This window comes from Luteibacter sp. (assembly GCF_036500425.1).
Classification (GTDB): domain Bacteria; phylum Pseudomonadota; class Gammaproteobacteria; order Xanthomonadales; family Rhodanobacteraceae; genus Luteibacter.
Window position 1 is genome coordinate 61,340 of record NZ_DASYCB010000048.1, and the last position, 24,445, is coordinate 85,784.

Consider the following 24,445-nt stretch of genomic DNA (forward strand, 5'->3'; position numbering starts at 1 on the left):
GCCCACAGCGCTCGCCGACGATGAAGCACTGGTTTTCCGACGGCGCGTTCCGCGCCATCGTGCGCAACGCGGCTTACCTGGGTTCGAGTAACGTGGTTGGCGCGTTGCTCGGCCTGCTTGCGCTCGCCTGCGCGGGCCGTGCCATGCACCCTGCCCTGTTCGGTGTGCTGGTCATCGTCCAGGCGTACGGCAAGAGCGTCAGCGACTTCGTCAAGTTCCAGACCTGGCAGTTCGTCGTCCAGTTCGGCACGCCGGCCCTGGCGCATCACGACGTCGACCGCTTCCGCGACGTCGTCGGCTTCTCGTTTGGCCTGGACCTGGCCAGCGGCGCCATCGCGCTGATCGGCGGCATGATCCTGTTGCCGTTCCTCAGCCACGCGGTGGGCATCCCGCCGGGCGACTTCTGGTGGGCGCTGGGTTATTGCACGCTGATCCCGACGATGACCGCCGCGACGCCTACCGGCATCCTGCGTGCGATCGATCGTTTCGACCTCATCGCGGTACAGCAGGCGATCACGCCGTTCCTTCGTGCGGTCGGCAGCGTCATCGCTTATTTCGGCCACCTCGGCTTCCCCGGCTTCATCGCCACCTGGTACGTCTCCAGCCTGGTCGGCGACCTGACCTTGTGGTGGTTCGCGGTGCGCGAAATGCGCAACCAGAAGATCGAAGGGGCCTTCCGCCCACGCCTGGGCAGCGCTGCCCGGCGGATCAAGGGTGCCTGGGATTTTGTCTGGACCACCAACTTCGCCCACTCGATCTGGTCGGCACGTAACGCCGGCAGCAACGTGCTGGTCGGCATCGTGCTGGGGCCCGCCGCCGCCGGTCTGTTCAAGGTCGCGTTGACGTTCTTTGACGCCGCAGGCACGCCTGCCTCGCTGATGCAAAAGAGCTTCTACCCGGAGATCCGCCGGCTCGACCCGGCCAGCGTACAGCCGTGGAAGCTCGGCCTGCGTTCGGCCCTGCTTGCCGGTGGCCTGGGCGTGCTGGTCGCCCTGCTGGTGATCGCCGTCGGCAAGCCACTCATTGACTCGGTGTTTGGCCAGCAGTATCTGGAGGCGTACGACCTGCTGCAGGTGATGTGCGCCGCGCTGGTCGTCTCCATGGCCGGCTTCCCGCTGGAATCCCTGCTCTACATCGCCAGCCGCCAGCGCGCCGCACTGGTCGCCCAGGCCCTCGCGGCGCTGGTCTACGTGGGGCTGCTCATCGGGCTCAGCCATGCCTACGGCATCATGGGCGCGGCGGTAGCTTACTTCGGCGGAACGTGCCTTGAGGCCTTGTTCCAGCTGGTCCCCACGCTCACTGCCTACAAAAACCGACACACGCTTACGTTTTACGCGCCTGAGGAAGCAAGCTCATGAACGGCATCAGCGGCCTGCGCTGGCAGCGATTCCCGAAGGAAACCCTTCGGCGATTGTTCGATGCCGTGGATACCGACGATGTCGTCGATGCCCACGTCGAGCTGCCCGATCCCATCGTGCTCGCGTGTCCTGATGAGTGGATCGAGCGCTGCTATGCACTCTGCCTGCAGTTCTGGGAAGACGGCGTCAAGCGCGGCGAGATGCTGCTGCTGGTCGAGAAGCTGCTCCGCAACGAGGGCCTCAGTGCCGACGAGCGGATCCAGTACAAGAACATCCGCGCGCGCTACAAGCACCTGCGCTTCGCCCAGCGCCTGTATGGCAAGCGGCACCGTTCGGGCTTCGTGTTCGACCTGACGACGCGCGTGATGGGCCACCTGCAGGATGCGTTCCGCGGTGGCAAGCGCGGGGCTGTCGTGCGCCACGGCCTCAAGCTGAAGCTGCTGCTGTCGCGCCCTGTATGGCGGATGGTTCGCCGTGGTTTGATCGATATTGAGCTCGATAACGAAGCCGGTTTCGTCGGCCACCAGCGTGCTGAGCTCGGCCGCCTGAAGAAAGTGATGGGTCGCACGATGTTCGCCGGGCACCAGTTCCATACGGTGCGCAAGATCGTCAGCATGCAGGTCTCTTATTACGACACCGTGCGCTCGATTGAGCCGAATGAACATGCGTTCCGGATGTCGCGATTCCTGGCCGCGATCAACGGCCTGATGGGAGCGCGCCACGACGAGATGGTGGCGGATTCGTTCTCCGGCCGCCGCAACTACCGCACGCCTACGCCGCTCGCGACGCAGACGCGCACCCGGCTGGAATCGCTGATCGCCCACTACCCGCTTTAGCGGGCAGCGGTTGCGTCCTTCGCGGGCTCGGCCTTGGGCTGCCAGCCACCACCCAGCGCCACGATCAGATCCACGCTGGCATCGAGCCGGCGACGGCGCAGGTCGAGGTCACCACGCACGGCGTTGAGTGCCGCATTCGCCGCATCGACCACCGCCGGGTAATCAGCGACACCTTCGCGGTATTGGTTCTGCATTACCCGGTCGGATTCCGTAGCCGCTTTCGCAGCCTCTGCGTGCAGCGGTGCCGCACCGGCCAGCGCGCTGGTCACGACCAGACCGTCTTCGACCTCACGGTACGCATCGAGCACGGTCTGCTGGTAGTTCGCCACCGCTTCGCTGTAGCCCGCGTTAGCGTTATCGACGCCCGCCGCCAGCCTGCCACCCGCGAACAGAGGCGCGTGGGCATCGACCGTACCGGTCGGTCCACGACGCACACCGACGCCTGCGGCAAGGCTGATTGACGGCAAGGTCTCTGCCTTGGCGACACCGATCCGCGCATTCGCGGCGGCCATGCGCCGTTCGCTCGCCACCACGTCGGGACGGCGCGCCAGCAGCGTCGCGGGGACGCCGGTGGGCACGGCCGGCACGTTCACAGCGAACGGCGCCGGCGCGATCGAGAACTCCGCCGGTGTCTTGCCAAGCATCACGGCGATCGCGTGTTCGAGCTGGGCACGGGCACTCTTCGTATCGGCGAGCTGGAGCTGCGCCGAGCTTGCGCGCACGAGCGCATCCGCGACGTTGGCGCTGGAGGCCTGGCCCTGCGTGTACTGGTTCTGCACCATCGTGTGCCAGCGGGTGCCGACCTCCGCGGCGCGCTCAAGCAAAGCGATCGACGCATCGTCTTCGCGCAGCGCGAAGTAGCTTTGCACGACCCGTGCCTGCATCGAGAGCGTGGCGCCAGCGAGGTCGGCTTCGCTCGCCTGCGCGGCGGCCTTGTGCGATTCCACATCGCGGCGGATGCGGCCCCACAGGTCCAGGTCCCAGCTGACGCCGAGACCAAAATCATTCTCGTTGCGGCGACCCGACTTGAACGATCCCACGCCAATGGCGGGATACGCGGGACCACCGGCGACGGTTACCAGCGCCTGCGCCTCGCGCACGCGCGCCGCCGAGGCGGCCAGTGTCTGGTTACTCACCTTCACCTGCGAAACCAGCGCGTCCAGCGTGCTGTCACCGTAGATCGACCACCACTTGTCAGCCTGCAGCGCGACCGCACCCGCCTGGGCATCGTGGGCACCGGCTTCCTTGAACGCCGACGGTGTCGGCGCGGAGGGACGCACATAATCCGGCCCGACCGTGCACGCGGCCAGCGCGACCGTGAGGCCCGCGGCGGCGAAAGCCCGCCATAGCGAAGAGAGCGGCAGCGCGGTCATGCCAGCGGTCCCTTGCCGTCGGTCGACCACCCCGTGTCGTGTCGGGTCCCGAAGCTCTGCAACCATGGGTTTATCCACCTGCTGAAACGATCAAGGTAAAGGTACACAACCGGCGTCGTGTACAGGGTCAACACCTGGCTGACGATGAGGCCGCCGCCCATGGCGATACCCAGCGGCTGCTGCATTTCCGAGCCATTGCCGCGCGAGATGGCGAGCGGTACGGCCGCGACCATCACCGCGAGTGAGGTCATGAGGATCGGGCGGAAGCGCAGCCGGCAGGCCTCGTGGATCGCCTCCAGCGGCGTCAGGCGCCCTTCGCGCCCCACGGCCAGGGCGAAGTCCACCATCATGATGGCGTTCTTCATGACGATGCCTACGAGCGAGAAGATGCCGACCAGGGCGATCACGTCCAGATCCGTGCGGAACAGCATGAGCGCGAATACCGCACCCACCGCGGCGGAAGGCAGTGTGCTCAGGATCGTCAGCGGGTGCACATAGCTTTCGTAGAGGACGCCGAGCACGATGAACAAGGTCAGGAACGCGCCGAGGATAAGCGCAGGCTCGCTGTCGGCGACCTGGCGCGCGGCACCGGCGGAGCCCTGGTAGCTGCCGCGCACCGAGGTCGGTACCGCGAGCTTGCGCATCGCGCCTTCGATCAGCTGGGAGGCTTGCGCCAGCGAGACGCCCGGGATGCGATCGAACGAAATCGTAGCCGCGACCGACTGGCCGAAATGGGCGATGTCGAGCGGCGTATCGAACTGTCGCACGTGACCGAGCGCCAGCAACGGCACGCTGCTACCACCCGCCGCCGGGACGGTGAGGCGACCGAAGGCCTCCGCCGACTGCGCGTGCTCCGGCGCCACGCCCATCACCACCGGCACCTGGCTCGTCGGCGTAAAGACCGTGGTGACCCGGCGGTCGGCGAACGCATCGCGCAGCACGCTATCGACGCGTGCATAGCCCACGCCAAACTGCGCGGCCGTATCGCGATCGATATCCAGCGAGGCAGCAATACCGACATTGCCCGCGTTGCCATGCACGTTGGTCAGCTGCGGCAGGGTGAGCATCGCCTGCACGACCCGCGGCGTCCATTCGCGCAACAACGCCGGCGAATCGGCCTGCAGGGTGAATTCGTTGGACGAACGGCTACGACGGCCACCGACGCGAATGTTCTGTACCGAGGTCACCGTGTAAATGCCACCCGACTTGCTGGCCAGGCGTTTGTTCAGGCGCGCGGCGACTTCATCAGCGGTCGCATCGCGGTCGGCCAGTGGCTTCAGCGTGATGAACAGCGAGCCATCGTTCTGCTCCAGGTAACCCGCCACCGAGGCCACGCCCGGATCCGCGCGCACCAGCTCGATGAACTCACCAAGGCGCGCTTTTGCCACGGCGAACGAGGTGCTGCCACCCGCGTCGAAGTCGCCGGTCAGCTCGCCCGTATCCTGGCGCGGGAAGAACCCCTTAGGCACCACGATATAGAGCACGACGCTGAGGCAGAGCACCGCCAGCAACGAGAGCATGGTCAGCGGCGCGTGGCGCAATGCCCAGACCAGGCTCTTGTCATAGCTTTGCTGCAGGCGCTCCAGCGAGCGCTCGCTCCACTGGTAGATGCGGCCATGCACGCGGGTGGCACTTGCGGGGCGCAGCCATTGCGCGCACCACATCGGGACCACGGTCAGCGATACCACCAGCGAGATCGCGATCACCGTTGCCAGGGTGACCGAGAACTCGCGGACGAACAGGCCCACGTAGCCGCCCATCAATAGCATCGGAATGAACACGGCGATCAGCACCGCGCTCATCGAAACGACGGTAAGGCCGACTTCACCTGCGCCTACGCGTGCCGCCTCGCGCGGCGGCAGCCCGGCCTCGAGGTGGCGCGAAATGTTCTCAACCACCACCACCGCGTCATCCACGGCGAAGCCCACCGCGATGGTCAGCGCCATGAGCGAAAGAATATCCAGGCTATAGCCGAGCGCCTTCATCACGATCATGGCGCCCAGCATCGCGATAGGTGCCACCGCGCTGGCGATGAGCGCCGCACGCCAGTCGCGCAGGAACAGCAGCATCACCACAACCACCAGTACCACCGCCAAGGCGAGCGTATGTTCCGCGCCGCGCAATGAAGCGCGCACCGTCGTGGCGCGATCGACGATAACGCTCACACGCATATCGCCCGGCAGCGACGCGCGCAACACCGGCAAGCGATCCATCACCCCATCGATCACCGAGATGGTATTGGAGCCCGGCTTGTGCCGGACCAGCGCCAGCACGGCAGGCTCGCCGTTGGCCAGCGCGGTGGTGTGCGGGTCGCGCACGTCGGCGGTCGCGCGGCCGATGTCGCCGAGGCGAACCACCGAGCCGTCACGGTGGGCGACGACCAGCGACTGGAAGGCCTGAGCCGAATCGAGCTGGCCGTTGGTCGCGACCTGAAAAGCACGATCTTCCACTTCCGCCACGCCCGTGGGCTGGTTGGAAACGGACGCCGCCAGCGCACGGCGCACCTCTTCGAAACCGACGCCGCGCTGGCTCATCGCCTGCGGATCCAGTGCAATGCGGAAGGCCGGTACCGACCCACCGACAAGCTCGACATCACCCACGCCATCCACCTGGGCCAGGGTCTGGCTGAATGTGGTCGAGGCTACGTCATACATCTGCCCCGCCGTCGCCTGCCGCGAGGTCAGCGCCAGCACCAGCACGGGCGCATCCGCCGAACTCACCTCACGGTAGCTCGGGCTGCCCGGCATGTCCGGCGGCAGGTCGCTGCGCGCCGCGTTGATCGCGCCCTGCACGTCGCGCGCCGCCGCGGTGGTGTCGCGCGACAGGTCGAAGGTAAGGCGGATATCGGTCTGCCCCTCGGTGTTCACCGAGGTCATCTCAGTCAATCCTGCAATCCGCCCTAGCGAACGCTCCAGCGGTGTCGCGACCGCCGAGACCATCGTAGCCGGGCTAGCCCCCGGAAGCGCCGCCGAGACCTTGATCGTCGGCACGTTCACTTCAGGCATCGATGCGATCGGCAACAGGCGCCATGCAAAGAACCCGGCGATCACCAGACCCAGGCACAGCAGCGTCGTCGCTACCGGTCGATCGATGAACACCCGGGACACGTTCATGCCGCGCGCCTCACCCGCACCACGCGCTCGAAGGCGAGGTAGATCACCGGCGTGGTGAACAGGGTCAGCAGTTGGCTCACCACCAGGCCCCAGAAAATGCCAACGCCCAGCGGGTGGCGCAATTCCGCGCCCATACCGCCACCGAGCATCAGCGGCAAGGCGCCGAACATGGCAGCAAGCGTGGTCATGATGATCGGGCGGAAGCGCAGCATGCTGGCCTGTACGATCGCATCGCGCGGGCTCAGCCCTTGCTGACGCTGCGCGTCGATCGCGAAGTCGATCAGCATGATCGCGTTCTTCTGCACGATGCCGATCAACAGGATGATGCCGATCAGCGAGATCACATCCAGCTCGAACCCGCCGATCAACAACGCAAGCAACGCGCCGATACCTGCCGATGGCAAGGTCGAGAGAATCGTCAGCGGATGGATGAAGCTCTCGTAGAGCACGCCAAGCACGATGTACACCGTGATCAGGGTGGCAAGGATCAGCCATGGCTGCCCTTCACGCGAGACCTCGAACGCCTCTGCGGCACCTTCCCAACGGATCTGCGTGCTTGCCGGGAGGTTCAGGCGCTTGTGCAGTTTTTCGACCGAAGCCATCGCGCCATCCAGCGCCATGCCTTTCGCCAGATTGAACGACACCGTCGCGGCCGGGAGCTGATCCAGGCGAGTCACGACCAGTGGCGCCGTCCGTTCGCTGACGCGAGCGATGGACGATAGCGGTACCAGCGAGCTGGATGGGTCACCCGACTCGGCCTTGCCGTCGCCTGCATCGGTTTGGCCAGCGAGATAGATGCCGCGAATCGCCCCGGCAGCACCGTCGGGGCTCGGTGGTGCCTCCAGAATCACCCGGCGAGGGTTGGCCAGCGACAGCAAGGTGCTGACCTGGCGCTGGCCGAACGCGTTATACAGCGCATCGCCCACGGCCGCCGAGGTAATCCCATAGCGGCTGGCCAGATCGTGATCGACTTCGACGTACGCCTGCAGGCCGAGATCGTCCTGATCGGTGGCGATGCCGGTGAGGCCGCGCACGTTTCGCAATGGCTCGACGATACGCGGCACGGCCTGCGCGAGTTGCGCGGCATCCGCGTTCTCAATCGAGAACTGATACTGACCCCGACTCACCCGGTCGTCGATGGTGAGATCCGGGGTGGGTTGCAGGTGCACGGTGATGCCATCGATCTTACGCGCGGCGTCGGCGATGCGCGCCATGACCGTGGGTACGCGATCGCGATGCGCGAGCGGCTTCAGGTGGATAAGCACCTGCCCCGTATTGATCGCCGCGGCGCCACCTTCGCCACCGATGAACGAGGCCACGCTGGCGACGGCGGGATCCTGCAGGATCACCTTGGTCAGGGCCTGCTGGCGACGGGTCATCGCTGCGAACGAGACCGTGGGCGATGCTTCGGTGATGCCCTGGATGTCGCCGGAGTCCTGCACCGGGAACAGGCCACGCGGCATCACCACGTAGAGGCCGATCGCAAGGATCGCCATGGCGGCGACCGCGAGCAGCGTGCCACGCTGCCGCGCCAGCACCCATTCCAGCCCGCGCGCGTAGCGTGCGAGCACACCATCGAGCCATGCCTTGCCGTCACGGGCGATGCGCCCCTGCTGGGTTTCAGGCGTACGCCGCAGCATGCGCGCGCACATCATCGGGGTAAGCGTCAACGAGACCACACCCGAGATCAGGATCGCCACCGCCAGCGTGACCGCGAACTCGCGGAACAGGCGCCCCACCAGGCCACCCATGAACAGCAGCGGGATAAGCACGGCCACGAGCGACACCGTCAACGACACGATGGTGAAGGCGATCTGGCGTGCGCCCTTCAGCGCTGCTGCCAGCGGCTCTTCACCGGCCTCGATATAGCGCGAGATGTTTTCGATCATGACGATCGCATCGTCGACCATGAAGCCGGTCGCAACGATGAGCGCCATCAGGGTGAGGTTGTTGATCGAGAAGCCGGCCAGGTACATGACCGCGAACGTACCGATCAACGACAACGGCACCACCACGCCGGGGATCACCGTCGCCGTGCCGCTGCCCAGGAACAGGAAGATCACCAGCACGACCAGCGCGACCGCGAACAACAGTTCGATCTGCACGTCGCGCACGGCGGCGCGCACGGTCTCGGTACGATCGGTCAGGGTGGTGACATCGACCGCAGCGGGCAAGGTCGTCTGCAGCTGCGGCAGCACCTGGCGGATCCGGTCGACGACTTCGACCACATTCGCACCGGGCTGGCGGCGGATGCGCAGCACGATCGCGGGTGCATCACCCGACCAGGCGGCCTGGCGCGTGTTCTCCACGCCATCGTTCACGTGGGCCACGTCTCCGAGGCGCACGACGGCACCATCGCGGTGGCTGATGACCAGGTCGCGGAAGCCATCCACGCTATCGACCGGATGGTTAAGCGCGACGTTCGACGAGCGTTCCGGCCCTTCCAGGCTGCCCTTGGCCTGGTTCGAGTTCGCGTCACGAATCGCGCCGCGCAGGTCGTCCAGGGTCATGCCATGTGAGCGTAACCGGGAAGGATCCGCCTGCACGACGATCGCCGGCTGCTGGCCGCCATCGATGCTCACGAGGCCCACGCCGGATACCTGCGAGAGCTTGGGCACCAGGCGCGTATCGGCCAGCTCGCGCAAGGTACGCAACGGCAAGGTGTGCGAGGTCAGTGCCAGGGTCATCACCGGCGCATCCGCGGGATTCACCTTGCGGTACAACGGTGGCTGCGACATATCCGCCGGCAGCGAAGGCGCGACCGCATTGATCGCAGCCTGCACTTCCTGCTCGGCCACGTCGAGCGGCAACGAGAGGTTGAAGCGCAGGCTGATTGTCGAGGTACCCGAGGCACTGGTCGAGGCCATCTGGTTCAGGCCCGGCATCTGCCCGAGCTGGCGTTCCAGTGGCGCGGTGATCGACGAGGCCACCACCTGCGGCGCGGCGCCCGGATAGGCCGTGACCACTTCAATCGTCGGGAAATCGACTTCAGGCAGTGCGGAGACTGAGAGGAAGCGGTAGCCGAACAGGCCCACCAACAACACCGCCACGGCCAGTAGCGATGTCGCGACTGGCCTCAGGATAAAGAGGCGAGAAGGGTTCACGGGCGGCTTGACGTGGCGACGGTAGCGGGCGCCTCGGCCGGGCACGTCGGCGCGGTGGCCGGCGCGGCTGCCGGCGCGTCAGGAGCAGCCGCGGCATTGACGAGCGTACCGGCGCGCAGCCGGTCCGCTCCCTGCACGACCACATGGGCACCCGACGCCAGGCCGGAGCGGATGACGGTCGTGCCGGTATCGCCCGGGCCGAGGACCACTGGCACGGCAGCCGCTTTCTTGTCATCGCCGATGACGTACACGAAGGCACCGTCGGCACCTTGTTGAATGGCTGCCGTCGGCACCAGGATGGTGCTCGCAAGCACATCCACCGGCAGCTTCGCGGTCACGAACTGGTTCGGCAGGAGCTCGCCGTTGGCGTTCGCGAACTGGGCTTCAAGCTTCACCGTACCGGTGGCCGGATCGACCTCGTTGTTCGCGGCCAATAAGCGACCCGTGGCCAGCGGCTGTTCGGTATCGTCGCCGTACGCCGTGACCGGGACACAGGTACCGGCGCGCAGGCGCGCCAGCACATGCGGGACGTCCTGCACGGACACCGAGAACACGACCTTGCTGGGCTGGGACTGGGTGACCACCGCGATGCCACGCGCATCGGCGGGACCGACGAGGTTGCCCGGATCGACCCGGCGCAGGCCCACCGTGCCGCTGATCGGCGAGGTGATGCGCGTACTCGCGAGCTGAAGATTCGCGGTGCCGATGCGGCCCTGCTCGGATTTCACCTCGCCGGCGTACTGGTTCACCAGCGCCTGCTGGTCCGCCACGCGCTGGCGCGAGATCGAATCCTGGGTCAGTAGGGCCTGGTAATGCTTCAGGGTTTCCTGTGCATTGCCGAGCTGGGCCTGGCTACGCGCGAGGTCACCGTTGGCCAGCTGCAGCTGCGCCTGGAACGCGCGCGGATCGACTTCAGCGAGCAGATCGCCTTGCTTCACCTGCTGCCCGCCGGTGAAAGCGACGCGAGTGAGTTCGCCATCCACGCGGCTGCGGACGACCACGCTATTGGCCGGAGTGACCGTGCCAGGCTGTGAACGCGACACCGCGAAGCTGCCCTGCCGGGCCGTGGCGGTGACCACGGCGACGGGTTGCCCCTCTGCCGTATTGTCCGCACCCTTTCGATGGCCAAGCCACCACAACAGCGCCACCAGGACGGCGACGACCCCTACGACGACACCGACCCGGGATGCTGGCTTGCTCATGAAATGGTCTTCTCGTAAACGCGATAACGCTTGTAGTCACGGCCGCCGATCGTCTCGACGATGTTGCGCATGCCTTCATTGTCCTCGAGGATCCAGGACAACTCGACCTGCTCAACCCCGCGGGCCACCAGATGATGGCGCACGGCGTCGATGACAAGGAAGGCCAGGCCGGGACCCAGCGGGGTGTTGTGGAAGCTGCGGCGCACGCCCATCAACGGGACGCGCGACGACTTCGGGAAGCGCTTCTTCAAACCCCAGAGCAGCTTGATCCAGTTGAATGGAAGCAGCTTGCCGTTGAAATCCTTGATCACTTCGTTGACGTTGGGCAGCGCGGCGATAAATGCCGCCGGCTTGCCATCGACCTCGGCGATCTGGATCAGCTCGGGCGCGATGAGCAGTTTGAGGCTGTGGCCCAGGTCCTTGAACTCGGCCTCGGTGAACGGCACGAAGCCCCAGTTATCCGCCCAGGCGTCGTTGAAGATCTCGCGCAGCGTGGCCAGCTCTTCGTCGTAGCGCTTGTTATCCAGCGGACGCACGGTGATCTTCTGCTTTGAGCTGCGCAGCAAGCGGTTCATGACCTTCGGCGCGGGGAAATCCGGCGCGATCATGTAGGCGAGCATATCCTTGGCCTTCGTGTACCCCGCACGCTCGATGTGCTCGCCGTAATACGGCTTGGCGTGGCCCATCATGAACACCGGCGGCGTGTCGAAGCCATCGACCAGCAAGCCCACTTCATCGTTGATCGAGAGGCTCAGCGGGCCGCGCACACGCTTGACGCCTTCGCTGCGCAGCCAGTCTTCCGCGGCGCCGATCAGCGCGGCGAACGTTTCCGGGTTGTCCTCGGCGTCCAGCATGCCGAAGAAGCCGGTCGCATCTTCGTACCGCTCGAGGTGCAGGTAATCAATCTGTGCGCTGATCCGGCCGACCGGCCGGTCGCCGCGGTAAGCCACCCAGCCCTTCCAGCGCGCGTGTTCGAACCAGGGGTTGGTCTTGGCCCCCAGGTGCAGGCGGCGTTCCAGGAACAGCGGCTGGACCCAGTTCGGATCAGATCCCAGGACGGCGCCGGGCACCTTGAGGAATCGGCCCAGTTCCGCCTTCTTTTCAAGCGGAACGATGCGCAGCGAGGTGGGAGTGTTCAAGATCTGGGGTCCGGTGATCGAGCGAAGCAAGGTCGTCGCCGGACGATGAGCTACGGCCAGGACGCTGTCAGAGCACCCAGCCGTCATCGTGGGCGGGACGGCCACGAAAATTCTGAAAGAGAAGTGTAATGAGGGTCGTAAGGATTTGGTATACCCATTGGTATAGGAAGCGGGCCAGCGAGGCGCCAGCCCGCCATGGACCTAGATAGCCTTTGATTCGCCGCCATCCATGCGCACCGCCGATCCGGTCAGCCAGCGGGCGGCGGGCGACACCAGGAAAGCAATGAGTTCAGCGATTTCCTCAGGCTCGCCGTACCGGGAAATGCGCGCCTCGGAGGCGAATTTCGTCTTCGCCTCATCGACATCTATAGCGTGCGCCTGCGCATAACGAGCCAGCATGCTGCGCCGACGATCGGTCATGACCGGACCGGGCAACAGGCTGTTCACCTGCACGCCATCGTCGATACCGCGTTCGGAAAAGGCTTTCGCCAGCGCCGCGATCGCCGCATTGATGCTGCCCACCGCGGCAAACGCTGGTTTCGGCGCCAGCGCCGTTGCCCCTGAGGTCAACACGACCGACCCCTGGTGTTGCCGCAGGCTTTCCCATGCGGCGAGCGTGAGACGCCGTGCGCCATGGAACTTGAGCGCCATGCCGTCATCCCATTCCGCATCGGTCATGCTGAAAAGGTCAGCCTGGAGAACGGCGCCGGCAATATTGACCAGGGCATCGATACGGCCAAAACGCTCCACGGTTCTGGCCACCACAGCAGCTGCTGCGCCGGGCTCCTTCAGGTCGATGGGGATGACGAGCGATGCCGCGCCCTGCCGCTCCACCTCCGCAGCCGTATCAGTGAGCGTTTCAGCCGTACGTGCGACCACGACGACGCCGGCGAAATCTCGCGCCAGGCGAATGGCGGCGGCCTTTCCGATGCCCTTGCTTGCCCCAGTGACGATAGCGATACGTGTGTTCATTTCGGCTGGAATCCTGCGTCAATGTCGACCTGTGATAAGTGAGCCACCGTGTTCGCCAGCGTTTTGCCAGCCACGGCCATGACGATGGCGACGATGGCCCCCCGATCGAAGCCAGCCGCTTTCACCTCGGCAATGTCGGCATCCGATACCTGGGTGCGCTTAGCGACGACGGCGGTGGCGAAGCGGCGGACAGCCTCGAGCTTCGGCTCATCCAGCGCGGTGCCCTTGCGAAGTGCTTGCTGTACGGATGCAGAGGCGCCCAACGCACCGGCCAGCGTCGCATGGACGGCCACCCCGTACGGCGCAGCATTCGCGTGGCTCGCGCTAGCCATCGCGACCTGCTGTGCCACCGGCTCAAGCGAACTGTTGCCTAGCGCCTGTAGCCAGCCAAGATAGGCGCCTGCGACCGCGGGATCCGCCGCGAGCGCATAGCCGAGTGCAGGTACGAAGCCGAAGAACTGACGCATCGTATCCAGGTGTGCGTGGCCTTCCGGCGGGACCGATGCCGCGTCCAGTGGGCCGAAAAGCGCTGCCCCGTGCTCGGTATCGATGGTGCGCGCGAGGAACGCGCGCACCACAGTCGCCACCTCATCCAGATGCGTTTCCAACGGGAAGTGGCCTGCATCTACGAAATGAACTTCGGCATCGGGCAAGTCGCGGCGGAACGCCTCAGCACCAGCGGGCACGAAGAACGGATCGTTCTTGCCCCATACGGCGAGCAGCGCCGGACGGTTCGCCCGGAGATACGCGTGGAAAGCCGGATATGCGGCTACGTTGGACTGATAGTCGCGGAACAGGTCCAACTGGATGTCATCGTTGCCCGGTCGATCGAGGAAATGCTGGTCGAGCGTGAAGCTCTCTGGCGCGATCAGCGACACATCTGCCTCACCGTGCGTGTACTGGAACTGTGTCGTTCCCGACTGAAGGAAGCTGCGTAGCTCAGAGCGATTCGCGTCGCTCGGATCCTGCCAGTAAGCGCGAATCGGATTCCATCCATCGCTGAGCCCCTCCTCGTAGGCGTTGCCATTCTGGGAAATCAGCGCCGTCACGCGAGCAGGATGCGCTGCCGCCAGCCGGAAACCTACCGGTGCGCCGTAGTCAAACAGATAAAGCGCGTAACGCTCGAGCCCTACCGCGTCGGTGAACGCCCCCATGACCTGGGCGAGATGATCGAAGGTGTAGCCAAAGCTGTTCGCATCAGGCGCATCGGAGAAACCGAAGCCGGGCAAGTCAGGCGCGATAACCCGGTACTTCGTCGCGAGACGCTCGATCAGTCCGCGGTACTGGTGGCTGGACGTGGGAAACCCATGGAGCAGCAGTACGGCGGGGGCGTGCCTGGGGCCCGCCTCCCGATAAAACAGGTTCAGGACGGACCCGGTGCCGGGGTCGGTAACGGCGATATGGCGATGGGTGGTCTGTGCGCTCATGGGGCAAACCTCGGAGGAAGACAGGGGGTGTTCGCTATTAATGAACCGAACGGTCGGTACACTAACTACGATTAATTGAGCTTGTCAACCATTGTTTCGAGCTTGGCTTGCCCCTACCCTTGGCCTGTACCGAACGGTCCATTCCAAGAAGGGTCACCCATGCGCCCCGCTCAAGCCCCCAGCAGCGAGATCCTCGATGCACTGTTTTCCGTGTTTCGTGACCACGGGTTCGAAGGCGCATCGCTTTCGGACCTTTCTCGCGCCACGGGACTCGGCCGCTCGAGCCTTTATCACTACTTTCCCGAGGGGAAGGAGCAGATGGCCAAGGCGGTGCTGGAACGTGCGCGCTCGATCATCGACAACGATGTCCGGGCGATCGCGACCGGTACGGGCACGCTGAAAACCCGCGTGCGCAAGATCATCACCACGCTCGACCAGATCTATGCCAGTGGACATTCGGGTTGCCTGCTAGGGCGCCTCGCGACCTCCCCGATCGGTGCGCCGGCGCGTCTCGATCTGCAACTGGCGTTCGCGTCATGGATCGAGGCGATCGAGACACTGGCGCGTGAAAGTGGCCAGGCAGCGAGCGACGCGCGTGCATTTGCTGAAGACTGGGTAGCGAGGTTGCAGGGTGCGCTGCTCCTACAGGCCGCAAACGGCGACGTGGGTCCCTACAATCGCGCGATGGATGCACTGCAGGATCTCGCGAGGGATGTCTCGTCAGCAGGCAAGAAAGCCCCTTCCGCCACTCGCTAGCGCGGGTCATCTAGCCATCCATAAGATCGCAAGGATTTGCGATATCTCACGATCTGAATCATCGTCACGCTTTGCGAATTTTGTTCGTGTGACCCATGGCTTTTGTGCGCGCGGAGCGTCAAGATTTCTCGGGGGCCGCGGCGGCGGCTCCGGTGCATATCGAGGCCACGCCGTGACGATATTGAACCCCGACACCGGTATACCTGCGCGGCCTTTACGGCTTGCCCTCCTTGATGATGACGCGCTGCTGCGTGACCGGATCCTGGCGCCGAAACTGGCGCAGTTCGGTTTCGAGGTTACGGCGACCGGCAGTGCGAACGAACTTCACGCACTGGTCAAACACGATGCGCCGGATATGTTCGTACTGGACATCGGCTTGCCCGATGGCGATGGCTTCGCGGTAGCGCGTTCGCTCCGCGCCACATTGCCAGCCGCTGGTATCGTCATCCTCACCGGCCGCGGCGATACGGCTGACCGTGTGCGCTGCTTGTTTGAAGGCGCGGATGCGTACCTGGCCAAGCCGGTGGAGATCGATGTGTTGGTGGCGACCTTGTACAGCGTCGCCCGCCGCCTGCACCCCGCGATGGCACCACGCCCGCGCGGGCGCTGGGCATTGAGTACCGACGAGTGGTTCTTGCTATCGCCCCATGGCGCGCAGGTCATGCTGACCAAGAGCGAACGCCGACTCCTCGAAGCCATGCTCCAGCACGCGGATGAGGTCGTCTCACGCGAATCCCTGATCGCCTCGCTCACCGACGATGTCCACGCTTTCGATCCACACCGGCTGGATTCGATGGTGCATCGCTTACGTCGAAAAGTACTAGCTGCGCTCGGCGAGCCCCTTCCGCTCAACGCGGTGCATGGGACTGGCTACATCCTTGCAGCCTGAAGTGCGCGCCGGTCGTGAGAAACCGGTGAGAACCGCGCCATTCGAGCGTGTGTGACTTTCCTGCGGACGTAAAGTTAGTCTGGTCCGCCCGCACGAACGTGTGCCGTGCGGGTGCGTGCCGAGGGGCAGCTTGTTACGAGCTGGGCGCGAGGAATTACGGGCCAGTCTGGACTCTTTTCCTTCGGGGGTACTATGTCAGTCATCATTTCTCGTCCCTGGCGAGTGGGCACTGCCGTGCTCATCGCCGCCGGTGCCGCGTGTACGGCGCAGGCCGCAACCGACACCGCAGGCAGCACGACCACCACGCCGCTACTCACCAAAGCGATCAATCCCCGGGCGATGACCACGTTGCAAGGCAGCGTGTCGGCCAGGGTGGCCACCAGTACCGATAATGGCCCGATGGCGACCACCGAGGTCATCCCCTCGATGACCCTGGTCCTGAAGCGTAGCGCGGATCAGCAGAAGCATTTCGACGCTTATCTCGCCTCGCTGGATAACCCGGCCTCGCCTAACTTTCACAAGTGGCTCAGCGCGCGCCAGGTCGGCCAGCTATACGGCCCGAACCAGCAGGACATCGCCGCGGTGAAGCAATGGCTCGGTAGCCAGGGACTCGGCGTGAAGAGCGTCTCCGCCGATGGCATGCTCATTCGCTTCTCCGGCTCCGTGGGCGCGGTACAGCAGGCGTTCGGTACCTCGATGCGCCACTACCGCGCCGATGGCAAAGCGCACTTCGCCAATGCCACCGAACAGAAGCTGCCGACCGACCTCGCGGCTGTCGTGCGCGGCGTCGCCTCCCTGACCGACTTTTTCCCGAAACCGCAGGTGAAGAACGCGCAACCCGTCCGACGCAATGCGAAGGGCGGTTGGGTGGCGGCGGGTACCCCGTCAAGCGATTTCAACTTCGTCTTTCAGGGCCAGGTGCAGTTCGATGTCGTGCCGGCTGATTTCAACACCATCTACAACGTCGGCCCGTTGTGGAACCAGGCCACCGCGGTACGCGGTGCCGGCCAGAACGTGACCGTGCTTGAGCGCACCGACGTGCTCGATGCCGACGTCGCTACTTTCCGTAACACCTTCCTCCCGAAAGATTCGAAGGGCATCTTCAGCCAGATCCACCCGACGGGATCGGCCGGCTGTGCGGATCCGGGCACGAATGGCGATGAAGGCGAAGCGGCGCTCGATGCCGAATGGGCTGGCGCTGCCGCACCCGATGCCGACGTGACCCTTGCCTCATGCCAGGACACCGGCGCCGACTTCGGTCCGTTCCTCGCAGCACAGAACATCCTGGAACAGGCAGCACCCCCGCAAATCCTGAGCCTGAGCTACGGCGAGTGCGAGCTGGTCAGTGCGGCGGTGGGCGATAGCGATGTCGTCACCGTGCTCTGGTCCACCGCCGCCGCTGAAGGCACCACGGTGTTCGTCTCGACGGGTGATGCAGGCGTCGCGGGTTGCGACCAGAACGAGTCGGCGGCCACGTTCGGTATCGCGGTCAACGGACTGAGCAGCACGCCGTATAACGTCGCGGTCGGCGGCACGGATTTCGACGACTTCAACAAGACGAGCAAGTACTGGCTGGCAGGTAATGGTGAACTGGGTGCCAGCGCCATCAGCTACATCCCCGAGCAGACCTGGAACGATTCCTGCGCCAGCGCCAAGCTCGATACCGTGCTCGGTTTCAACAACCCGAACACTGCATGCAACTCGGCCAAGGGACAGGACTTCCTCAATACCGCGGGCGGCAGCGGTGGCCCAAGCTACCTGTGGAGCCAACCCACCTGGCAGCAAGGTCTCGCCGGGCTGGACCAGAATGCCACCCGTGCCACGCCCGACGTTTCGCTGTTTGCCGCTAACGGCCTCTACGGCCATGCGCTGATCTACTGCATGTCCGATGCGGACCAGGGCGGCACGCCGTGCAACTACCTGGACCCGACCGATTCGATCTTCAACAGCGCGGGCGGCACGTCGTTCGCCGCACCGGCGATGGCAGGCGTGCAGGCCCTGGTGAACCAGGCCAGCGCGGATCGGCTTGGCAATGTCGCGCCGACGCTCTGGGGTCTCGCGCGCGTCCAGTACGGCACGGGCGCGACGCCGGCCGCGGGTTGCAAGGCCAAGGACACTACGTGCGTGTTCCACGATGTTGCCGTGGGCGATATCGATGTGCCCTGCTACGCCGGCACCGGCGATTGCTTCGTCAAGAAGGGGCAGCAGTACGGTGTGGTGAGTGACGGTGGCCGTGCTTCGCTGGTCACCGCCTGGAAGGCCAATAAGGGCTACGACTATGCGACCGGCCTGGGCTCGGTCGATGTCACCAACCTCGCTCATGCCTTCGCCGCGAAGGAAACCCGTGGCGCGGTGATTCCACGCACGTGGGATCTCGCCGGCTTCAATGACAGCGGCAATCCCGGCGTCGGCCTGAACTCGATCCTCGATGGCAAGAGCACACTTCTGCTGGTCGGGACGAAGACCGGCGTGACGACCCTCGTACACATGAATGGCAGCACCGTGCTCGACAGCGACACGTGGACGCCGGTCGTCGCAGGTGAGCAGATTCTTGATGGCTTGCAGCCCGGCGATCAGGTCAAGGCCATTCCCTTCGACATCTTCGGCGGGAAGCTCGTTGGCCAGAACGTGATCGAAAGTGATAACGCGACCAACAACACGCTTAACCTCGCCATTTACAGCTATGGCTGGCTCAACTTCCGTTTCCCGTATGCGGCGGGCTGGAGCATGGTCGGCGCGGGCGTGGTCGATGGCTCGGGCAAATCACAGGAAGTCTGGATCAACAGCAAGACGAACAAGCTGGCGTTCTGGTCGATCAACTGCAGCGGCACGATCACCTTCGGCCGGCTTGATCAGGTCGACTGCGAGCAGGCTGTGGGTAATTCCGTGGCCACACCGGCGGGCTTTACCCCGTACCTCGCTGACCTCAATGGCGATGGCATCCTGGACATCGTCTGGGTCGGGCCGAAGCGTGCAATCCAGTACTGGATCAATAACGGCCAGGGTGGGTTTGCCAAGAGCAACGGTGCAGACCTCGCGCCGTCTGGCTTCGATCTTGTCGGTGCCGGTGAAGTCGCCGGTAGCGGGCGGACCGATCTCGTGTGGTTCAACAGCGCCACGGGCAAGCTGCGCTGGTGGGACATGGATGGCACAAGCATCGCCAGCCAGAACACGATGGATGCACCGTCCGGTTACAGCGTCGCCACCATCGAAGACTTCGATGGTGATGGCCTGGCTGACCTGCTCTGGACCAATGCCAAGGGCAAGGCCACGCTGTGGCAGGGCACCGGTGACGCGTTCGTCTCGCAGCAGGTCGCGGATGGCGCGGGTACGGCTTACGTGGTGCCGAAAGGCTTCACGGTGCAGTTCAACCGGCTGCAGGGTGTGGTGAATGCTGCGGCACCGGCGGCTTCGACCGCGCAGGTGGCTTCAGTGGTCGCGCACTAAAACGTCGGGTCATTCGATATGGAAGAAGGCGGACGGGTAACCGTTCGCCTTCTTTCATTTGAGCTCAGCGCGCCGTTCGGAACGTGAGGTTGTAGCGCAGGTTGCCGGTCAGCGGGTGACTTGCTTCCTTCAACGGAAGAATGCCGTGGTAGTTCATGCGCGATGGACCACCCCAGACCACGACATCGCCGTGGAATAGCGGCACTTCTTTGGGTGGCACATCACGGCCCTGGCCACCGAAGCGAAAACGCGCGGGCACACCCAGTGATACCGACACGATCGGCTGTTGGTCGCTGCGCTCGTTGCGATCCTGGTGCATCGTAAGCCGCGAGCCGGGCTCGTAGCGATTGACCAGGCAGGCGTCCGGGACGAAGCCAGGGAATCCGGCAGCCGCCGCGGCGCGTGCGGCGAGATCGAGGAACATGGGCGGCATAGCGGGCCACGGCTGCCCCGTGAGCGGATCGACGGTGGTGTAGCGATAGCCACCGGTGCCACTGGTCCAGCCGAGCCCCCCGCAGTTGGTCATCGCGACCGACATCCGTTGGCCGCCCGGGGTCATCAAGTGACGAAACGGCGACTGCGCACTGATCGCTTCGATGTGCGTCACGAGTTCCGCGGCAAGCGGCAATGCGAATCCGCGCAAGACCGCGGCGCCTTCGGCCAGTTCGATTCGCTCTTCCGACCAGCCAATGTGCTCGTCGAACAAACCTGCATTCATAGTGAGGAAGACCAGAAGAAAGAGATCGGGCATCACGTGGCGTTCTTGATGTTCGCCACACCTACAGACAACCCGCAACGCTTTTGCTACGGTCGTCACGTTGCTCGCGCTGACGCCCTCAGCACTCCGCGAGCAACCACCGCCTTTGGCGGTGAGAGTCGCGAGCCAGAGGTGTATCAGCACCCCTGACCCGCTAACCACAATCAACTGTACTGGAGTCAACTAGTGGCTACCCCTGATCATACGGCACGCACCCGCCCGCCGGATCCCCCCGGCGACACCTCCCCGGCCAACGGGCCGCCTGCATAATCCGCAGGCACGGTTGAAGAACCGCGACGTGGTGACGTTTTGAGGTAATTCTTGATCGAATGAGGCAGGCGGCAACGCCTGGTGCACCTCACGGACGGTCATCGCCGCATCCACTTCATCAATCAAGCCGCCCGGCGTCCGGTCACGGACACGCCGGTGAACCCGCGATCCTATGGTCCGTGGCATGGCAGGTGCTGTTTGCCTGTCGTGCCACGTTAGAACGCGTGTGCGGCGTTTTTTCAGGAAGCACGTGATGAACGATATGAACGCGAGCGAGCACTTTCAGTCACCGGATGACGAGCCGTCCGCTCAGGCATTGCTCAATGAAGCGATTGAATGGCTGCAGTACGCACGAGGTGTGACGGCGACACTCGCCGATCTTATCCACGAAGCCGACCGTGTCGACTGCAAGCAGATGTCGCTGTCTTTAGACGCTATTGCGTCGATGACGCAGGCGGGGTTGCAGCGAATTGGGCAGGCGCATGCGGCGTGGTGCCATAACGAGCTTCGCTCGTTGTAATCAGACTACGCAGGAAGGACGGCCTCGTTAGCCAGCTTCCTCACCAAAGAGAACAGCCCATCGCTAACGATTTCCCTTCATGTGACTCCTCGAGGGGTCTGCGCAGCTCCACCGACAAATTTTCTGCTGTCTGCGTAGTCCGGGGATCAGTATACAAACGCGACACCAGATGACAAACCACCAAATCACGATGCATTCGTTCACAGGTCACACCAGCATCTCTTCGCGCTATCCTCCCAACCATCCTGAGGGGGGGGACTCACATAGACCGTGACATTTTCGGCGGCATCTTTCTGGTAGCCATATTCTTCGTAGGGTCGTGCTCGCCGCAATGCGCCGAGCACGACCGCTTCATCACTCAGAGTGCCAGCCCCTGCATGCCGCTCGCACCTGCAAACACGGAGGTCTGGCCGATCTTCAGCAGATGGCCACCTGGAAGTGCCAGGAAGGTATCGACGTTGCCGCCGAGTGAGTTGCCGACGTAGACGAAAGCGCCGTCGTCCGATGCCTTGATGTCGGTGGGTGCCGCACCTGCTTCGAGCTTGCCGGCCACCGCCTGTTCCAGGGACAACCTGCCATCCCGGCCGATGCGATAGGCACTCACGGTTCCGGTGCCTGCGTTGGCCGTGTAGGCGTAACCGCCAGCCACGGTGAGCCAGCATGCTGCTTTCTGGCCGTTGGCCACGTCGGCTGAGATCGCCTTGAGTGAACCATCGGATGCAACCGCGTAACTGCTGGCGGCGGAGCCGGCGGCCTGACTGGTCACCAGGTGACCCGTCCCATCGAAGTCGAAGCCGAACGGTTGCGGATCGTTGGATGGTGAGACCATCGGGTCGTTGGCGAGATGGCCCTGACGATTGATGGCGAACAGCTCGAACCAGCCCTTAGCGGAAGCATCCTTGACCGAGACGGCAAGCCAGCGGCCATCGGGCGTCAGCTGCACCTGTGCCGGGGTCATGCCAACGTTCGGCTGGTTACCCACCAGCGGCGCGTTGGTACCGAGTACCCGCGTCTCGTGCGGCAGCGCGACCAGCCGACCGATCGGGGCGATCTCAAAGGCCGTGACCGTGGAGGTTCCGGCGCTGTTGAGCACATACAGCCGATTGCCGCGCTGCGCGACGCTGACCGGATAGGTACCGCCTGACGGGACCACATCCACGAGTTGGAGACGGCTACCCAGGATCGCGAAGACCGACACTTCATTGCTGCCGGCATTGGTGGCAAAGAGAAGGCGCCCGTCGTTGCTCACTGCCAGGGCATTCTGCGAGCCCAACGGATCGGGTGGCGGCGCGGTGGTGCCCACGCCGACGCCTTTGCCGCCGGTCGATGCAGTGCCTACTTTATCCAGGCCACCAAAGAAGTTACGCCGAAGCACCGCGACTTTGTTGTCGTGGATGTCGTTGGACATAACGAATACGAGGTTACTGCTGTGATGCCATGGGAACGAGAAGTCGGTTTGCGCGTGAGCGGAGCCTGCCGCAACCAGGGCAACGAGGGCACTCAGGGGAATAAGACGCTTTGCGTGCATGGAACATCTCCGTGACGAGCCAAGGGGCTCTAAGAGGGTTCGTTTGCACTTCGTTCCTGGTTACAACGGCATGCCCGCCACCGAACGTCTCGTTCCGCTCATGTGAATGGGATCACCATCGTAAATTCCTGCGAAAGGAAAGAGGCGGCCGATCGACCGCCCCTCGCCTGCAGGGGATGTCACTAGCTGTTCTGAATCGTCGCCACGGCCTTGCGAATGACGTCGATGACAATCTCCGGCTTCGACAGCATCGGCACGTGGCTACTGTCGACCTCGGTCACGACGGCGTTCATGCGTTCTGAAACCCAACGCTGCAGATCGGGATTGACGGTGTGATCCTTCTTCGCGAGGACATACCACGTGGGCTTCGACTTCCACGCGACGTCCTTGAGCTTCTGCTGCAGGAACAGATCAGCCACGGGCGCATAGTGTGTGGCCCATACGAGCTTTTGCTCAGCTTCCGGCAGGTCTCCCGCAAAGAACTCAACGCCGTTAGGGAGCATCCAGGCTCGGCCGTCCGCGACTTCAACGCGTGAAAATATATCCGATGGATACTTGTTGAGTTGATCCTGCACGGTCTCACCGACATCCGGGGCGACCGCAGCGATATAGACGAGGCCGACGACCCGGTCATCCGTGCCCGCCGCGGTGATGGTTGCGCCACCGTACGAGTGCCCCACCAGGATGACCGGGCTCCCTACACGATTGAGAGTGCGCTTAACGGTGGCGACATCTTCCTCGAAGCTGTCGAGACCATACTGGGCCGCAATGACCTCGTGCCCATCCGCCTGCAGCGCCGGAATGACCTTGCTGAAGCAGGAACCATCGGCCCAGATACCGTGGCAAAACACAATCGTTGGCTTCTTCGTAGACATCGTCATCTCCTCACGCTGGTGGGTTTACTCGCTATATGTGGTGCTGCCTATTAACTTGCTATCGACGCTGCCCGGCTGCGTCCGAGGTGAGGCTCGAGTCCGGGGAAGCCCAACGCTCCAGGTCAGCAAGACTTAAAGGCCCAGCATTCGTTCTGAGCGAATCGGAATGTGCCGCCTTTGTCACAACGCCTTCAGCGTTCACGAGCATCAGCGTGGGATATACGTCGACCCTGGCGTCTTTCGCCAGTGCGTCCTGATCGGCAACGACAGGCCAGTTGAAGTGTTGAGCGCGTGCGAATTCACGAGCGGTCTTTGCATCGTCAAATGTGAATGCCACAACCGGTATGCGCGGATGGGCCGCATGAAACTGGGAGAGCACGGGCGTCTCAGCGATGCACGGGGCGCATAGCGCAAAGAAGAAGTTGACGACGAACGGCTTGCCACGAAGGCCGGCGAGCGAAATGGGTTTGCCGTCGATGGTTGACGCGTGGAATGCGGGAAAAGGTTGGCCTTGAATAGGGAGCGCGCTCGCTCGCCGCGCGGCCTGCTTGCTCCGCGCAATGGCTTCATCACTTTCGAGTTTCAGAGTCGCCCGATGATGAACCGTACCTTTGATGATATTGAATGGGCGCAAGGCCATCTCCGCCTGGAACTGAGCGAATGGGATGACGCGCCCAGTCTGACTTTCGAAGGCCACGCTGTATTCGGGCGGAATAGCCACCTGCTTGAGGAATGCGACTTCACTGGCGCTATGTGTTTCGATCCCGGCCACGGCCGGAGATGCCAGCGCTGCACTCATCCACAGAAGACCCACTGCAAACATGATGAACCCTCAGAGCCACATACGTAGCTCATACGCTACATGTGTAGCGTTGCGGA

Annotated in this window: 17 protein-coding genes; 6 read left to right on the plus strand and 11 right to left on the minus strand. The window is 64.0% G+C overall.

Features of this window, described 5'->3' with window-relative positions; translation table 11 throughout:
- Positions 1-20: 20 nt before the first annotated feature.
- Positions 21-1,358 carry a lipopolysaccharide biosynthesis protein gene (locus VGN46_RS11460; RefSeq protein ID WP_331643815.1) on the plus strand — a complete coding sequence of 446 codons (1,338 nt, stop codon included), beginning with the start codon at positions 21-23 and terminating at the stop codon, positions 1,356-1,358.
- Positions 1,355-2,194, plus strand: coding sequence for a hypothetical protein (locus VGN46_RS11465; protein WP_331643816.1), 840 nt, complete (start codon positions 1,355-1,357; stop codon positions 2,192-2,194). The genes VGN46_RS11460 and VGN46_RS11465 overlap by 4 nt, the downstream gene beginning before the upstream one ends.
- Here the strand turns inward: VGN46_RS11465 and VGN46_RS11470 are convergent.
- The 7 genes from VGN46_RS11470 to VGN46_RS11500 form a co-directional block, all read right to left on the minus strand.
- Positions 2,191-3,567, minus strand: coding sequence for an efflux transporter outer membrane subunit (locus tag VGN46_RS11470; protein ID WP_331643817.1), 1,377 nt, complete (start codon positions 3,565-3,567; stop codon positions 2,191-2,193). The two genes, VGN46_RS11465 and VGN46_RS11470, sit on opposite strands and share 4 nt — an antisense overlap.
- Positions 3,564-6,680, minus strand: coding sequence for an efflux RND transporter permease subunit (locus VGN46_RS11475; protein WP_331643818.1), 3,117 nt, complete (start codon positions 6,678-6,680; stop codon positions 3,564-3,566). The genes VGN46_RS11470 and VGN46_RS11475 overlap by 4 nt, the downstream gene beginning before the upstream one ends.
- Positions 6,677-9,784: an efflux RND transporter permease subunit gene (locus tag VGN46_RS11480; RefSeq protein WP_331643819.1), complete on the minus strand. Its 3,108-nt coding sequence runs from the start codon at positions 9,782-9,784 to the stop codon at positions 6,677-6,679. The genes VGN46_RS11475 and VGN46_RS11480 overlap by 4 nt, the downstream gene beginning before the upstream one ends.
- The gene (locus VGN46_RS11485; RefSeq protein WP_331643820.1) at positions 9,781-10,986 is read right to left on the minus strand and encodes an efflux RND transporter periplasmic adaptor subunit; all 1,206 of its coding nucleotides are present in this window, start codon (positions 10,984-10,986) and stop codon (positions 9,781-9,783) included. Before VGN46_RS11485 ends, VGN46_RS11480 begins: the two co-directional genes overlap by 4 nt.
- Positions 10,983-12,125, minus strand: a complete 1,143-nt coding sequence (locus tag VGN46_RS11490) for a hypothetical protein (protein ID WP_331643821.1) — start codon at positions 12,123-12,125, stop codon at positions 10,983-10,985. Before VGN46_RS11490 ends, VGN46_RS11485 begins: the two co-directional genes overlap by 4 nt.
- A gap of 201 nt (positions 12,126-12,326) precedes the next feature.
- The gene (locus VGN46_RS11495; RefSeq protein ID WP_331643822.1) at positions 12,327-13,097 is read right to left on the minus strand and encodes an SDR family oxidoreductase; all 771 of its coding nucleotides are present in this window, start codon (positions 13,095-13,097) and stop codon (positions 12,327-12,329) included.
- Positions 13,094-14,524: an alpha/beta fold hydrolase gene (locus VGN46_RS11500; protein ID WP_331643823.1), complete on the minus strand. Its 1,431-nt coding sequence runs from the start codon at positions 14,522-14,524 to the stop codon at positions 13,094-13,096. The genes VGN46_RS11495 and VGN46_RS11500 overlap by 4 nt, the downstream gene beginning before the upstream one ends.
- 159 nt (positions 14,525-14,683) lie before the next feature.
- Here VGN46_RS11500 and VGN46_RS11505 point away from each other — a divergent pair, with 159 nt between their 5' ends.
- From VGN46_RS11505 to VGN46_RS11515, 3 genes are all read left to right on the plus strand, one after another.
- A complete protein-coding gene (locus VGN46_RS11505; RefSeq protein ID WP_331643824.1) occupies positions 14,684-15,280 on the plus strand; it encodes a TetR/AcrR family transcriptional regulator in 597 nt (198 codons plus the stop codon).
- A 172-nt stretch (positions 15,281-15,452) separates the two neighbouring features.
- Positions 15,453-16,169, plus strand: a complete 717-nt coding sequence (locus VGN46_RS11510) for a response regulator transcription factor (RefSeq protein ID WP_331643825.1) — start codon at positions 15,453-15,455, stop codon at positions 16,167-16,169.
- 192 nt (positions 16,170-16,361) lie between these two features.
- Positions 16,362-19,616 (plus strand): protease pro-enzyme activation domain-containing protein, encoded by a 3,255-nt coding sequence (locus tag VGN46_RS11515; RefSeq protein ID WP_331643826.1) that lies wholly within the window; start codon positions 16,362-16,364, stop codon positions 19,614-19,616.
- Positions 19,617-19,680: 64 nt separating this feature from the next.
- Here the strand turns inward: VGN46_RS11515 and alkB are convergent, their stop codons facing one another.
- On the minus strand, positions 19,681-20,367 hold the full coding sequence (alkB, locus tag VGN46_RS11520; protein WP_331643827.1) for a DNA oxidative demethylase AlkB: 687 nt from the start codon (positions 20,365-20,367) through the stop codon (positions 19,681-19,683).
- 529 nt (positions 20,368-20,896) lie between these two features.
- Here alkB and VGN46_RS11525 point away from each other — a divergent pair.
- Positions 20,897-21,163, plus strand: coding sequence for a hypothetical protein (locus VGN46_RS11525; RefSeq protein ID WP_331643828.1), 267 nt, complete (start codon positions 20,897-20,899; stop codon positions 21,161-21,163).
- Positions 21,164-21,521: 358 nt separating this feature from the next.
- Here the strand turns inward: VGN46_RS11525 and VGN46_RS11530 are convergent, their stop codons facing one another.
- From VGN46_RS11530 to VGN46_RS11540, 3 genes are all read right to left on the minus strand, one after another.
- The gene (locus VGN46_RS11530) at positions 21,522-22,691 is read right to left on the minus strand and encodes a lactonase family protein (RefSeq protein WP_331643829.1); all 1,170 of its coding nucleotides are present in this window, start codon (positions 22,689-22,691) and stop codon (positions 21,522-21,524) included.
- Positions 22,692-22,873: 182 nt separating this feature from the next.
- The gene (locus VGN46_RS11535) at positions 22,874-23,566 is read right to left on the minus strand and encodes an alpha/beta hydrolase (protein ID WP_331643830.1); all 693 of its coding nucleotides are present in this window, start codon (positions 23,564-23,566) and stop codon (positions 22,874-22,876) included.
- Between the two features lie 58 nt (positions 23,567-23,624).
- A complete protein-coding gene (locus VGN46_RS11540; RefSeq protein ID WP_331643831.1) occupies positions 23,625-24,389 on the minus strand; it encodes a TlpA disulfide reductase family protein in 765 nt (254 codons plus the stop codon).
- Positions 24,390-24,445 lie beyond the last annotated feature (56 nt).